11 protein-coding genes are annotated in these 13,192 nt (G+C 65.3%); 4 read left to right on the top strand and 7 right to left on the bottom strand.

The features are described 5' to 3' along the window. Positions 1-14: 14 nt before the first annotated feature. The 3 genes from xylF to HN018_RS14575 all read left to right on the top strand — a co-directional run bounded on the left by xylF (position 15) and on the right by HN018_RS14575 (position 3,923). A complete protein-coding gene (gene xylF, locus HN018_RS14565) occupies positions 15-1,061 on the top strand; it encodes a D-xylose ABC transporter substrate-binding protein (RefSeq protein WP_239478685.1) in 1,047 nt (348 codons plus the stop codon). 95 nt (positions 1,062-1,156) lie between these two features. Beyond that, the gene (locus tag HN018_RS14570; protein ID WP_171833370.1) at positions 1,157-2,695 is read left to right on the top strand and encodes a xylose ABC transporter ATP-binding protein; all 1,539 of its coding nucleotides are present in this window, start codon (positions 1,157-1,159) and stop codon (positions 2,693-2,695) included. A 16-nt stretch (positions 2,696-2,711) separates the two neighbouring features. Continuing rightward, positions 2,712-3,923 (top strand): sugar ABC transporter permease, encoded by a 1,212-nt coding sequence (locus HN018_RS14575; RefSeq protein WP_171833369.1) that lies wholly within the window; start codon positions 2,712-2,714, stop codon positions 3,921-3,923. A gap of 53 nt (positions 3,924-3,976) precedes the next feature. Here the strand turns inward: HN018_RS14575 and HN018_RS14580 are convergent, their stop codons facing one another. Further along, the gene (locus tag HN018_RS14580) at positions 3,977-5,350 is read right to left on the bottom strand and encodes an ABC1 kinase family protein (protein ID WP_239478687.1); all 1,374 of its coding nucleotides are present in this window, start codon (positions 5,348-5,350) and stop codon (positions 3,977-3,979) included. 3 nt (positions 5,351-5,353) lie between these two features. Next, entirely contained in the window at positions 5,354-7,198 is a 1,845-nt protein-coding gene (locus tag HN018_RS14585; RefSeq protein ID WP_204259537.1) for a M3 family oligoendopeptidase, read from the bottom strand. On the opposite strand from HN018_RS14585, the gene HN018_RS14590 reads away from it, so the two are divergent. After that, positions 7,197-7,382: a hypothetical protein gene (locus HN018_RS14590; RefSeq protein ID WP_171833367.1), complete on the top strand. Its 186-nt coding sequence runs from the start codon at positions 7,197-7,199 to the stop codon at positions 7,380-7,382. The two genes, HN018_RS14585 and HN018_RS14590, sit on opposite strands and share 2 nt — an antisense overlap. A gap of 292 nt (positions 7,383-7,674) precedes the next feature. Here the strand turns inward: HN018_RS14590 and speE are convergent, their stop codons facing one another. From speE to HN018_RS14615, 5 genes are all read right to left on the bottom strand, one after another. Continuing rightward, positions 7,675-8,547: a polyamine aminopropyltransferase gene (speE, locus tag HN018_RS14595; protein ID WP_171833366.1), complete on the bottom strand. Its 873-nt coding sequence runs from the start codon at positions 8,545-8,547 to the stop codon at positions 7,675-7,677. 127 nt (positions 8,548-8,674) lie between these two features. Beyond that, positions 8,675-9,136, bottom strand: coding sequence for an adenosylmethionine decarboxylase (gene speD / locus HN018_RS14600; RefSeq protein ID WP_171833564.1), 462 nt, complete (start codon positions 9,134-9,136; stop codon positions 8,675-8,677). A 135-nt stretch (positions 9,137-9,271) separates the two neighbouring features. Beyond that, positions 9,272-12,181 (bottom strand): hypothetical protein, encoded by a 2,910-nt coding sequence (locus tag HN018_RS14605; RefSeq protein WP_171833365.1) that lies wholly within the window; start codon positions 12,179-12,181, stop codon positions 9,272-9,274. Next, positions 12,181-12,801, bottom strand: coding sequence for a protein phosphatase CheZ (locus HN018_RS14610; RefSeq protein ID WP_171833364.1), 621 nt, complete (start codon positions 12,799-12,801; stop codon positions 12,181-12,183). Before HN018_RS14610 ends, HN018_RS14605 begins: the two co-directional genes overlap by 1 nt. Continuing rightward, the gene (locus HN018_RS14615; protein WP_171833363.1) at positions 12,794-13,180 is read right to left on the bottom strand and encodes a chemotaxis response regulator CheY; all 387 of its coding nucleotides are present in this window, start codon (positions 13,178-13,180) and stop codon (positions 12,794-12,796) included. Before HN018_RS14615 ends, HN018_RS14610 begins: the two co-directional genes overlap by 8 nt. Positions 13,181-13,192: the final 12 nt, after the last annotated feature.

Raw genomic sequence — 13,192 nt, forward strand, 5'->3', positions numbered from 1 at the left:
ATGGAGGAATTTCTGTGTCGCATCGTGTGGTTTCGACTTCGCCTACCAGCCTGACGCGCAGGCTGCTCGCCGGCGCTGCAACGGCACTCTGCCTTGCCGTCGTGGCACCGACGCTGGCCCATGCCAGCCCGGCTCATCCCAAGATCGGCTTCTCGATCGACGATCTGCGCCTCGAGCGCTGGGGCCACGATCGCGACTATTTCGTCGCCGCCGCGAAAAAGCTCGGCGCCACGGTCAACGTGCAGTCCGCCGACGCCAATGAATCCCGGCAGACCGCTCAGGTCGAGAACCTGATTTCGCGCGGCATGGACGTCATCGTCATCGTGCCGTTCAACGGCAAGGTGCTCGCCAATGCGATTTCCGAAGCCAAGCAGGCCGGCATCAAGGTCATCTCCTATGACCGCCTGATCCTGGACTCCGACATCGACGCCTACATCTCGTTCGACAACGTGCGCGTCGGCCACATGCAGGCCCAGGGCGTGGTCAATGCGGCACCGACCGGCAACTACTACCTGCTCGGCGGCGCACCGACCGACAACAACGCCAAGCTGCTGCGCGAAGGCCAGATGGAAGTGCTGAAGCCGCTGGTCGATAGCGGCAAGATCAAGATCGTCGGCTCGCAATGGGTCAAGGAATGGAGCGCCACCGAGGCCCTCTCCATCACCGAGAACGCCTTGACGGCCAACAACAACAAGATCGACGGTATCGTCGCTTCGAACGACGCACTCGCCGGCGGCGCCATCCAGGCGCTGGCCGCCCAGGGCCTTGCCGGCAAGACCGCCGTCTCCGGTCAGGACGCCGATCTCGCCGCCGCGCAGCGGATCGAGAAAGGCACGCAGACCATGACGGTCTACAAGCCGCTGAAGCTGATCGCCAGCACCGCCGCGCAGATGGCGGTGGATCTCGCGAGGGGCAAGACGCCTGCCTACACCAGCAAGATGAACAACGGCATGAAAGAGGTCAACACGATCCTGCTGACCCCGATCGCGCTGACCAAGTCGAACATCAGCCGCCTTGTTACCGATGGGTACTTTACCCAGGCGCAGATCGACGCGAAGTAGTTCAAGCCTAAACTAATCTGCCGGCCGGACCACCTTGACGGCGGTCCGGCCGTTTCGTCTTAGTAAATTCATCATGCTGCAGGAGACCAGGGTCCATGTCCGAGTATCTGCTCGAGATGCGCGGCATCACCAAGAGCTTCTCAGGCGTCATGGCGCTGGACGGCATCGATCTGCGGGTGCGGGCTGGCGAGTGTGTCGGCTTGTGCGGCGAGAACGGTGCCGGCAAATCCACCATGATGAAGGTTCTGTCCGCCGTCTATCCGTACGGAACCTGGGGCGGCGTGATTACCTGGGAAGGTCGTGAACTGCAGACCGCCTCGATCAAGGAAAGCGAGGCGGCCGGCATCGTCATCATCCACCAGGAACTGATGCTGATACCGCAGCTTTCGGTCGCCGAAAACATATTCCTCGGCCGCGAGCCGCGCGTACTGGGCGGCATGATCGATTTCGACCGCATGTTCGTTGACGCCGCGAAACTCCTGGCGAGCCTGCGTATGGGCTACATCAACGTAGCCATGCCGGTTTCGAATTATGCCGGTGGCGAGCAGCAGCTGATCGAGATTGCCAAGGCGCTCAGCAAGAACGCCAAGCTGCTGATCCTGGACGAGCCGACCTCGTCGCTCACCAAGAACGAGACTGCGATCCTGCTGCGCCTGGTCAAGGACCTGAAAGCGCGCGGGACCGCCTGCGTCTACATCTCGCACAAGCTCGAGGAAATCGTCGAGATCGCCGATACCGTCACGGTAATCCGCGACGGCAAGTTCGTTGGCGATGCACCGATTGCCGAGCTGACCACCAGTGACATCATTCGCATGATGGTCGGCCGAGAGATGAACAATCTGTTCCCGCGCGAGGAACATCCGATCGGTGACGTGGTGTTCGAGGCAATCGGCATCACCTGCATCGATCCTGAAAACAGCGCCCGCAAGCGTGTCGATAACGTATCCTTCACCCTGCGCCATGGCGAGATCCTGGGCATTGCCGGACTGGTCGGCGCAGGCCGTACGGAACTGGTCAGCGCATTGTTCGGCGCCTATCGCGGTCCGCACTCCGGAGAGGTCCGGCTGGACGGAAAACCGATCAACGTGCGTACGCCGCGCGAGGCCGTGAAGCACGGGCTTTGCATGGTGCCGGAGGATCGCAAGGCCCACGGCATCGTGCCCGGCCTCGGGGTCGGTTACAACATCACCCTGTCGGTGCTGGATGATTTCGCACAGGGCGGCCTGATCAACGAGGCGCACGAATTTTCCAATATCGGCGACGCCATCAAGAAGCTACGCATCAAGACCGCAAGCCCGCTGCTGCCGATCTCGAACCTGTCGGGCGGCAACCAGCAGAAGGCGGTGATCTCGAAGATGCTCGAGCCCAAGCCGCGCGTGCTGATCCTGGACGAACCCACCCGCGGTGTCGATGTCGGCGCCAAGTACGAGATCTACAAGCTGATGTTCTCGCTGGTGCGGGAGGGCATGTCGATCATCATGGTCTCGTCCGAGCTTCCGGAGGTCATGGGCATCAGCGACCGCGTGCTGGTGATCGGCGAAGGCGAACTACGCGGCGACTTCATCAACGACGACACCTTGACCCAGGAGCGGATCCTGACCGCGGCGATCACTCCCCTGCTGCGCGCCGCATGATCCGGAGCGAAACCAAATGATCGAAACCACGTCCCTCGCCCCCAACCCCGATGCCGTGGTCGTCGCACAGTCGGCACGACAGCGCACGCTCAAGCTGGAGCATCTCAAAGGCGCCTTCGCGCGCTACAAGATCCTGGCGCTGGTGATCGCGATCGCGATCATCTGGGCACTGTTCGCCCAGCTTACCGGCGGAGACTTCCTGACCACCCGCAACCTGTCCAACCTGCTCCGGCAGATGGCGATCACCGGCATGCTCGCTTCGGGCATGGTGTTCGTAATCATCTCTGGCGAGATCGACCTGTCGGTCGGTTCGCTGCTCGGCCTGATGGGTGGCGTGGCCGCCATCCTGGACGTCACGTTCCATCTTCCGCTTGCCATCAACATCCCGCTGGTCATGGTGGCGGGGGCCCTGGTCGGTGCGTTCAACGGCTTCTGGGTCGCCTACATGCGCATCCCGTCGTTCATCGTCACCCTAGCCGGCTTCCTGGCGTTCCGTGGGGTGCTCCTGGGCATCACCGGCGGCGTCACCATCGCGCCGGTATCGACCGCTCTGGTGTCCGTCTCGCAGAGCTACCTTCCGGACATCGCCGGCTACGCGCTCGGCGTGCTGATCTTTGCGACACTCGCCTACACCGCCCTCCGCTCGCGCGCGAAACGCGCCGAGTACGGCCTGACAGTGCCGGCACTCTGGATCGACCTCGCGAAGCTCGCTGTCGCCGCGGTCGTCATCGTCGGCTTCCTGGCAATCCTGGACAACTACCGCGGCGTGCCGCTGCCGGTGCTGATCGTGCTGGTGCTGCTCGGCCTCTTCACCGTCATGGCGCAGCGCACCGTGTTCGGACGTCGCATCTACGCAGTCGGCGGCAATCTGGAGGCGACGCGCCTCTCGGGGGTGAACGTCCAGCTCGTTAAGCTGTCGGTGTTCGCCCTGATGGGCGCCATGGCGGCACTGGCCGGCATCGCCACCACCGCACGGCTCGCAGCCGGATCGCCTTCTGCCGGAACGTCGCAGGAGCTCGATGCCATCGCCGCCTGCATCATCGGCGGCACCTCGATGCGGGGTGGCGTCGGCACGGTGTTCGGAGCGCTGATCGGCGCATTGATCATCGCCACGCTCGATAACGGCATGTCGATGATGGGCGTCGACACCTACTGGCAGATGATCGTCAAGGGCATCATCCTGCTGCTGGCCGTCTGGCTGGACGTCGCGACCAGCGCCAAGCGATAGGCTCTTGTTCTACTACGGGCGACACCGTTCCGGTGCGCCCGTAGCCGGAGCGGTCAGGCGGTGCCTTCGAGCGGTGCCGGGACCCTTGCCGCTAGCAACGCCGCTGCCTGGCGTTCGGCAAGCAACTGCGCATCAAAGCCGGCGACCGTCTCCTGATAGAGCCGGTGCCAGTTCAGATTGGCCTTCAGCCGTAGGAACACGCTGCCGAGCCCGACCGCCGACCGGTCGATCAACACGAACTCGCGCGGCGGCTTCACGCCGCCGGTACGCTTCAGCCCAGCATGCACGCGTTCGGCAATGCTGCGGCCATAGGCGGGATCGTCGCTTTCCTGGATCGGCCGGACGCGGTCCTGCAGCAGCGGTTCGTAGATGAAGCGTGCCCACTCGTTCAGCACCTCCATCGTCTCCCGCGTCAGGCCGGTGAAACCCCAACTCTGGTAGGCATGGTAGGCCTGGTCGTCGTCGTTGCGCTCGATCGCCTGCTGCAGGTCGATCACGCCCTGCACGAACTGCGGCCGGAAGATCCGGATCGCGCCGAAATCCAGCAGGTTGAGACCACGATCCGGCCTGACCTGGAAATTGCCCAGATGCGGGTCGCCATGGATCACCCCATAGCGATACAGCGGCAGATACCAGGCACCGAACAGCGCACGCGCGGTCTCGTTCCGGTCCTCCAGCGACGGCTTGCTGTCGACATAGGATTGCAGCGACACGCCATCGAGCCAGCTCATCGTCAGCAACCGGGCGCTGGACAGTTCGTCGACCGGCTCCGGAATACTGACCTCGGGGTTGTCGGCCAGCATGTTCCGATACAGCCGCAGGTGCGACGCCTCGCGGGTGTAGTCCAGTTCCTCGCGTAGACGTTCGGCCAGCTCCTTGTAGACTTCCTCATGCTGGATCGCGTTGTCCATGCGAGCATACAGCGCCATCGCCAGACGCAGCTGGCGCAGGTCGGCTTCGACCGTCGACATCATGTCGGGATATTGAAGCTTGGCGGCAACCTGCCGGCCGTCATGCATCGTCGCCCGATGCACCTGGCCGAGGCTCGCAGCCGCCGCCGCCTCATGCTCGAACGACGCGTACCGCTTCTCCCAGTCCGGCCCGAGCTCGGCCGACATGCGCCGGCGCACGAACGACCAGCCCATCGCGGGCGCGTTGGCCTGCAGGTGCGCCAGCTCCGAGGCATATTCCGCCGGCAGTGCATCGGGAATCGTGGACAGCAATTGCGCCACCTTCATAAGCGGGCCCTTCAGCCCACCCAGCACTGCGCGCAGATCCTCCGCATGCGCGGCCTTGTCGGACCGTATGCCGAGGCGTGCCCCGGCGAGCCGCGCAGCTATGCCACCGACTGCACCGGATGTACGGGCCATTCGGCGGATCTCGCCGAAGACGGTGCTGCCACGGTCCAGATCGCGCTCATTTGCCACGGCTCAATCCTGCTCCAGCTCATCGATAAAGCCTGAAATCACGTCCAGGCCCTTACGCCAGAACGCCGGGTCGCTGGCATTCAGACCGAACGGTGCCAGCAACTCCTTGTGTCGCCTGGTGCCGCCGGCACGCAGCATCTCGACATATTTCTGCTGGAAGCCCGGATGACCGTCGGCGAACACGCCATACAGCGCATTCACCAGGCAATCCCCGAACGCGTAGGCATAGACATAGAACGGCGAGTGCACGAAGTGCGGCACGTAGGCCCAGAACACGTCGTAATCGGGCGTGAAGTTGAAGGCCGGCCCCAGGCTTTCGGTCTGAACCTGGCGCCACAGCTCGCCGATCCGTTCGGGTAGCAATTCACCCGTGCGGCGCTCGTCATGCAGCAGAATCTCGAACCGGTAGAACGCGACCTGGCGCACCACCGTGTTCAGCATGTCCTCGACCTTGCCGGCCAGCATGCGGCGGCGGCGCTTCGGATCGGTCTCGGCATCGAGCAGCGCGCGGAAGGTCAGCATCTCGCCGAACACGCTGGCGGTTTCCGCCAGAGTCAGCGGGGTCGACGACATCAGGTAGCCCTGGTCGGCCGCCAGCACCTGGTGGATGCCATGTCCGAGCTCGTGTGCCAGCGTCATCACGTCACGGGTGCGACCGTGATAGTTCATAAGAATGTACGGGTGCGCCGCCGGCACGGTCGGATGGGCGAAGGCACCGCTCGACTTGCCCGGACGTGGTGGCGCATCGATCCAGGGATGGTCGAAAAAGCGCTGTCCGATCTCTCCGAGCTCCGGTGCGAAGCCCCTATAGGCGCCGAGCACATGGGTGCGGGCATCGTCCCAGGAAACCGCCCGATCGTCGTCGGCCGGCAACGGCGCGTTGCGGTCCCAGTGCTCCAGCTTCTCCAGCCCCAGCCAGCGTGCCTTCATTGCGTAGTAGCGGTGCGACAGGCGGCCGTAATCGGAGGTGACCGCCACGACCAGCGCATCGACCACCTCGTCCTCGACCATATTGCCGCGATTACGAGCGCTGCCGGGGCGCGGATACTTGCGCAGTCCGTCGCCGATCTCCTTGTCCTTGGCGAGCGTGTTGGTGATCAGCGAGAACAGCCGGACATTGCGGCCGAAGGTCTCGCCGATTGCCTTCGCGGCTCGCTCGCGGGTCGGACGGTCACGATCGGACAGCTTGTTCAGCGCGTCGCCGACGGTCAACGACTGGCCATCCAGCTCGACCCGGAGCGATGCCATGGTTTCGTCGAACAGCCGGCTCCAGGCACCCGCACCGGTCACCGATTTCTCGTGCAGGACGCGCTCGACTTCCTCCGACAGCTGGTGCGGCCGGAACACGCGCAAGTCGCGCAGGAACGGCTGCCAGCGTACCAGGTCCGCATCCTGGAGCAGGCGCGCCAGGGCATCGTCGTCGAGCTGGTTGAGCTCGAGGGTGAAGAAGATCAGGTGCGTGGCGATCGCCGTCACCCGCTCGTTGATCGACTGGTAGAACCGGCCGATCGCCGGATCGTCCGAGTTGCCGGCAAAGGTGAGGCCGGCATAGGAGGCGGGCCGGCCGAGCAGTTCGTCGATCCGCTCGTACTCGGCGATGGCGCCGGCCAGGGCGGCGCCGTCCAGCCCGGCCAACTTCCCGGCATAGTGCCCGGCGAACGCCTGTGCGGCGGCCTCCGCCTCGTCCAGGTCACGCCGCAGCTCCTCGCTCTCCTGGCCAGGATAAAGATCCGACAGGTCCCAGTGCGGAAGCTCGGAGCTGCCGGTCGCGAGGCCGGAAGCCGTGGACAGGGCGGTCGATCGAGCCGCATCACGCGCGGTCGGAAGAGAGCGGGCGACGCGAGGCATGAGCGGCTTCATCCTGTTCGGGCTGGTCAACCAGTCATTTAAGGTTCTACAGGCCCGCTTCAAAGGGCGCGACCCCGGCAACCGGCACTTCTCTGGTGCGGCACAACCGGTTTTGCCGACGGGCCGGCCGATCGGGTCTTCGTCCGGCATGGCGGTCGGCGGCCGTCGCACCGGCGTAGACTGAGACGGACCGGGCGGTCACCGTCGTGGCTCCAGGAGGGCAGCTGCCTGGCAACAGCGCTGCGGTTGCCGCGGAACGTTCTTGAACGGCGGTCACGCACACGGCGGGGCGCACAGGCGAAGGTGTGCGTCCTGGCGATGGCACGGGCCACCGTCGCCGGCTGGACGCCCTCGCGCTAGCCGCCCTGCCGAGCTGCCGGGTGCGACCTGCGTGCCGGCACCACGCCCTCGAACAAGACTGCTCCGGTACGATCGGATCGCCGGGGTCCAACCCGACGATCGGTCCGTCGTCGCGCTCAGATCGCCGGCAGATGCTCGGCGATGTAGGGCGGCAGGTCGAAGGCGCCGTTCTGGATCGCCGGCGTCCAGTAGCGGGTGGTGCCGAGGATGCCGGCCCGTTCGGCGGCCTCGGTGATCTCCTGCAGCGTCGGCCGCGTGGCGAGCGACCGGCCCTTGCCGGCCAGACCGAGCGTCATGAAGCCGCCGACATAGGTCGGCACCGCCGCAACGTACGCCGAGACGTGGGCAAAGAACTTGGCGCGTCGCAGGCTGGTCTCGTGCAACTCGTCGGCCTGCATGAACGGCACGCCGCACTGGTTCACGATCAGGCCATCCTCGGTGAGGATGCGTGCGCAGTTCTGGTAAAACTCATCGGTGAACAGTGCTTCGCCGACACCGACCGGATCGGTGCTGTCGACGATGATGACGTCGAAGGTGCCGCTGGCCGCGTTTCGAACATACTCGATCCCATCACCAACGATCACGTCCGCGCGCGGATCGGACCACGCATCGCCGCCGATCGCCGGCAGGAATTCCTTCGACAGCCGGATCACCTCGCCGTCGATCTCGACCATCACCGCGCGCTCGATGGTCCGGTGCTGCAGCACGCGCCGCAACACGCCGCCATCGCCAGCGCCGATGATGAGCACGCTTTTGGCCAGGCCATGCCTGAGCAGGGGGACGTGCGCCAGCATCTCCTGGTAGACGAACTCGTCGCGCTCGGTGATCTGGATGGCGCCATCGAGCACCAGCACGCCGCCATGCGTTTCGCTCTCGAACACCACGATGTCCTGGAACTCGCTTTGCACGCGCGCCAGCTCGCGCTTGACGCGGAAGCGCTGGCCCCACCCGGAATACAGCGTCTCGTTGATCCAGTGTTCATCGGACATGGTTGTTCACCGCTTCCGTTTGGTCAGGAAGCCCTCGAGGAAAATGCAAAGCGTCTGGGCCTGGTGAGCGCGAAAAAAAAGCCGGGGACTACCCGGCCTTCCTTCCGAACCGTTCAGCACCGGCAGTTCAGCCGACGCGACCGCGCCGTTGCTCGTCCAGCTCGACCCGAGCGGCCTGGAACGTGCGCTGCATCACCGGGATCGCCAGGTGCGGATCGCAGGCGCCGCACATGAAGATATCGACCGCCGCGAAATCGCGTTCCGGCCACGTGTGGATCGAGATATGGCTCTCTGCCAGCACGACCACGCCCGACACTCCGCCATTCGGCGTGAAGTGATGAAAATGACTGTGTAGAATGGTGGCCCCGGCAGCGAGAGCTGCTTCGCACAGCGTGCGATCGATCAGATCCGGATCGGCAAGGTTCGTAGCATCCCACAGATCGACGAGAAGATGAGTGCCGGCAAACTTCATGCCGTCCTTCTCGACGAAGTAATCCTTGATATCCTCCAGGACTGAGGAGGAAACGGGTGACATCTGGATATTTCTCGGAGAGTCCGAGACCATCCCCAGTTGAGCAAGTGCGTTCATCACGTACCCCAAAACCAGTAGACGGCCTGTTGGGCGGGTATCGCCCCCTTGGGCCAAGGTCGCGGGAGATAGGTCCTGCTGCGTTACAACGCAAGTGATTTTGCTGGAAATGGCTCAAAAACCTCGATGGCGTCATCAACTGCCGCCCTTCGAAGGCTGCGGATCGGGCATCGAAAAGACCGTCCGCGCCGAGGTCAATTCGAGTGCGGACCGAGGCAGATCGGCGACGGTCGCGACCTCCCGGGAGGTAAAGAGCCTGAGCAAGCGAAGCCTGCCGGGATCGGTGAAGCGCTGCGACCAGACCGTGCCCAGGCGATCCACCCCGGCCCGGTCTCCGGCACGTAGCGCGGCACTTGCCAGGCGAAGGACGAGCTCCTCCCCTACAGGGCCCAGCGGACCGGACGCAGGCAGGCGCAGTGCCGCAAGCGCCGCGATGGAGGCTTGCTCGCCACGCCAGTCCTGCCTGGATGCCTGCTCGCGAGCCCGCAGGTCTTCAACATCCGCGCCATGCAGCGGCGCGAGTTGAGCCAGGGCCATGTCCACGTCACCGGCCGTGGCGGCGGCGCGGGCACGTGCGAACGAGCGCGCGGCGACAAGATCGGAAGGAAGGTCGGCGACGGCGCTGTCGTCGAGGGCGGTCGCGGCATCGGCGCCATGATCCTGGTCGAGATCGAGACGGGCGAGCTCGAGCCCGAGCTTTGCCAGGCCTGTCCCCCGGGGCGTCGTGGCCATCGTCTTGCGAAGCAGCGCCGCCGCACGGCCGGGGAGATCCAGATCGGACAGCCGGGCCGCGATCGAGAGCGACAGGGCCGCATTGTCTTCACCGGGGGGCAGCAGGTCGAGACTGGTTTCGAGCATCGTGAGCTGGGCGACCGGCCCGGCGCCGGATGCGGTGGCAGCGCCGGCCGGCGGCTTGGAGCTGGGTTGCGCCGCCCTGGTCATGATCGCCGCGGCGCGCGACGCCACGTCCCCGGCCGCTTCGGGAAAATCACGTGCGGTCAGGCGCAACTCCTTCAGGGCCGCCGGCCAGTCCTGTTGCAGTGCGCGCAGATCCGCGACCCTGAGCCTCACCGCAAGCTCGTTGCCTGCCAGGCGCGCATCCAGGACACGCGCTTCGAGCCGATCGGCGGCATGCCCGGGATCGAGCAGGTGGGTGTCGAGCCGCAACCCGATGGCCTGCTCGGCGGCGCGCTCGGCAACGACCGGATCATCGTTCCCGACAAGCCGGTCGAACGCGGCGAGCGCCGCTGCATCGTGACCGAGCCGCCTGGAAAGCAGTGCCCTGGCAAGCCCCACCTGACCGTTCCCGGCGAGCCCGTCGACGAGGCCGGCCTCGCGATCGTTTCCCGCGGAAGCCAGAGCGAGGGCGGCCATGCCGAGAAGGTGCCGACGGAGAGGCTGCGGATAGGCCTGTAGCAGCGCCAGACGGGCCGCGATGGCGTGGGCGGCGTCGGCACTGTCCGGGTGCGCATGCGCCAGAGCCAGCGCCCGCCACAGCACCACCTCGTCGGTATTGCCGATACGGGGATCCGCAAGACGCGCCCCGGCACCCGGATCCTCGGTCAGGACAGCGGCGGCGGCCTGGAGAAAGTGCGATCGGGCCTGGTCCGACCCGCTGGGTGCATCCTGATCCGCGACCGCGGCGATGATTGCCGCCTCACAACCGCGATCCAGCGCCAGCGCCGCTTCCGCCGCATCGAGGCGACGCGCACGCCGGTCCGCAGCCGGCAACGACGCCGCGGATGCCAAGGCGGTCTTGTAGCGCCTCTGCAACTCGGCGGTGTCGACATCGGGAAGATCCACGCTTCGCGAGAAACCGCCGACGGCACGTGCAAGTCCTTGCCCAAGCGGCTCGAGCCCGTGCGGAGCACCCAGCACGAAGCCCTGGGATGTCGCATTCAGTTCGAGCTGGTCGGACAGGCGCTCCACGGCGACGCCCAGGAGCGTCGATGCCAGCACGTAGCCGACGCCGTGCCGGGACAGCGCCAGGTTCTGACCATCATGCCATGTGGTTCCGACCAGCAGATCCACGCCGACCGCCGGGTCGGGCACCGTAACGACATGGCCCGGCTCCAGCACGGGGAGCTGTACCGCACCATCATCGACCCTTGGGACGATTGCCGCGCCGCCCGGCACGGCACCCTGCATGGTCACGACCCATCCATCCGGCGTGCGTCGCAGGCCGGGCTGCATTCCGGCATCCAGCTTCATCGTCAGGACCGCGCCCGATGGCAGCACCGTGTAGAACGCCCGGCCGAAGGCAGGATCGCCCGCCATCGCCCCGAGATCGACCGGCTTGGTGCTGTCGAGAACCACGAACAACACGTCACCCCGACGGTAGGCAGCCGCACCGACATGGCCGTCGAATGGCAGCATGAGGCCACCCGGGCCGCCCTTGTCCGCAGGCACGATGGAAGCGGCTATCGACACCGGACCAGCACCCCCTGGTATCGGCGCATCCGGCCCGGGCCCCGCATGACCCGTGAGCGGGACCGGTATAAGCGCCGCGATCGGCGCCGAGGCCCGCACCGCCGGCCTTACAATCGGGGTCCGAACGAGAGGTTGCTCGACGACGGCGATCAGCGGCGATGGCAGCCCGGGCAGAAGTGGCGCAACGCTGCCTGCCACGACCATGGCCGCCGCGGCGACATTGTCCGCGGGAGCGGATGCCTCGGACGCCGCATCCACCTGTGGGAAAACATCGACCACCAAGCGTTGTCCGATCCGCATCGTGTGGACCGTGACGGACGGGCGCAGCCTGACGATCAGCCCATCGGTGCCGGCGACCACCGACAGGATGCCGCCCCCATTGGACCGGGCCCGACCGACAAGCATGAACGCCTGGCCGAAGCGAAGCGTTTCGGTGTCACCATCGCGGGTCGAAGTGCAGGAAATTCCGGCCGGCAGCAGAACGACGAGCCGGGCGAACGATGAGTGGTCACCAATCCGGAACGACACTTTCGGAATGGGCGTCGCCGACGCCGGCAGCATGCCGATCGCCCAGAACAAGGTCGCCAGCGCAACCAGGCGACGCGGCAGGCACATCAGTCGAAGCTTGCCAGCAACGCGTCGATATCCGACTGGTCCATCGCGGTGGCAGGCAATTGCGGCCCATTCAGCAGCGAAACATCCGGAGCGCGCACGACCGGCTCCAGGGCGCCAGTTACCGGGGCGAACGTCTGCACGATCCGCGCGATCGTCGTCTCGATGGTCTTGAGCGTGTGGACCACCTTGGTGATGCGCTGGCCGGTGATGTCCTGGAAGCTGCAGGCCTCGTAGATCTTCATCGTGGCATCCTGCAGCTGCCGGGCGGCAACCCCGTCCATCGCGCTGCCGAGCGCATCGAGGGTTTCGCAGACCTCGAGGATGGATTCGGTGGCGGACGCGGTGTGCGCGACGATCGCATCGAGTTCGTCGTTGGCACACGGGATATAGCTGACGGTGATATCGTCTACGCCCAGGGCGGCGATCTCGAGCCTGGTCGTGGCGACCGCCTGCCCGAGACTGCCGATTTCATGCAGCAGCGCCGCTTCCCGCGAGCTCAGATCGCCACTCATGCTGGACAGAATGGAAACCACCACCTCGGCGACGATGTCCGATTTTGCATCGGGATAGTGACGGCCCAGATCGAGAAGACGCTTCGGCAGATCCGAGACCTCAAGCATTTCCCAGAACCTTCTCGATCTTGCCCTTCAGGGTCTCTGCGTTAAACGGCTTCACGATGTAATTCGAGACGCCTGCCTGCTTGGCGGAGACCACGTTTTCCGCCTTGCTCTCGGCGGTGATCATGATGAACGGCAGGGTCTTCAGCTTGGGGTCCCGGCGAACCTCCTGCAGCAACTCGAGGCCGGTCATCGGCACCATGTTCCAGTCGCTGATGACGAGCCCGTAGTTGCCGGCACGGAGTTTCGCCAGCGCGTCGGTTCCATCGGTCGCCTCGTCCACATTGTCGAACTCTATCTGCTTGAGCAGATTGCGGATGATCCTCAGCATCGTCTTGTAGTCGTCGACGATAAGGACGTTCACTGAATGATTGATCGACATGCTGCTTTTCTG

Origin of the sequence: Lichenicola cladoniae, assembly GCF_013201075.1 — a bacterium.
Classification (GTDB): domain Bacteria; phylum Pseudomonadota; class Alphaproteobacteria; order Acetobacterales; family Acetobacteraceae; genus Lichenicola; species Lichenicola cladoniae.

Bases quoted from the DNA above. Each gene is read 5' to 3' on its own strand.
- HN018_RS14570 (WP_171833370.1), top strand. From the start codon at position 1,157: ATGTCCGAGTATCTGCTCGAGATGCGCGGCATCACCAAGAGCTTCTCA.
- HN018_RS14575 (WP_171833369.1), top strand. From the start codon at position 2,712: ATGATCGAAACCACGTCCCTCGCCCCCAACCCCGATGCCGTGGTCGTC.
- HN018_RS14590 (WP_171833367.1), top strand. From the start codon at position 7,197: ATGAGCGGCTTCATCCTGTTCGGGCTGGTCAACCAGTCATTTAAGGTT.
- HN018_RS14585 (WP_204259537.1), bottom strand. From the start codon at position 7,198: ATGCCTCGCGTCGCCCGCTCTCTTCCGACCGCGCGTGATGCGGCTCGA.
- speE (WP_171833366.1), bottom strand. From the start codon at position 8,547: ATGTCCGATGAACACTGGATCAACGAGACGCTGTATTCCGGGTGGGGC.
- speD (WP_171833564.1), bottom strand. From the start codon at position 9,136: ATGAACGCACTTGCTCAACTGGGGATGGTCTCGGACTCTCCGAGAAAT.
- HN018_RS14605 (WP_171833365.1), bottom strand. From the start codon at position 12,181: ATGTGCCTGCCGCGTCGCCTGGTTGCGCTGGCGACCTTGTTCTGGGCG.
- HN018_RS14610 (WP_171833364.1), bottom strand. From the start codon at position 12,801: ATGCTTGAGGTCTCGGATCTGCCGAAGCGTCTTCTCGATCTGGGCCGT.
- HN018_RS14615 (WP_171833363.1), bottom strand. From the start codon at position 13,180: ATGTCGATCAATCATTCAGTGAACGTCCTTATCGTCGACGACTACAAG.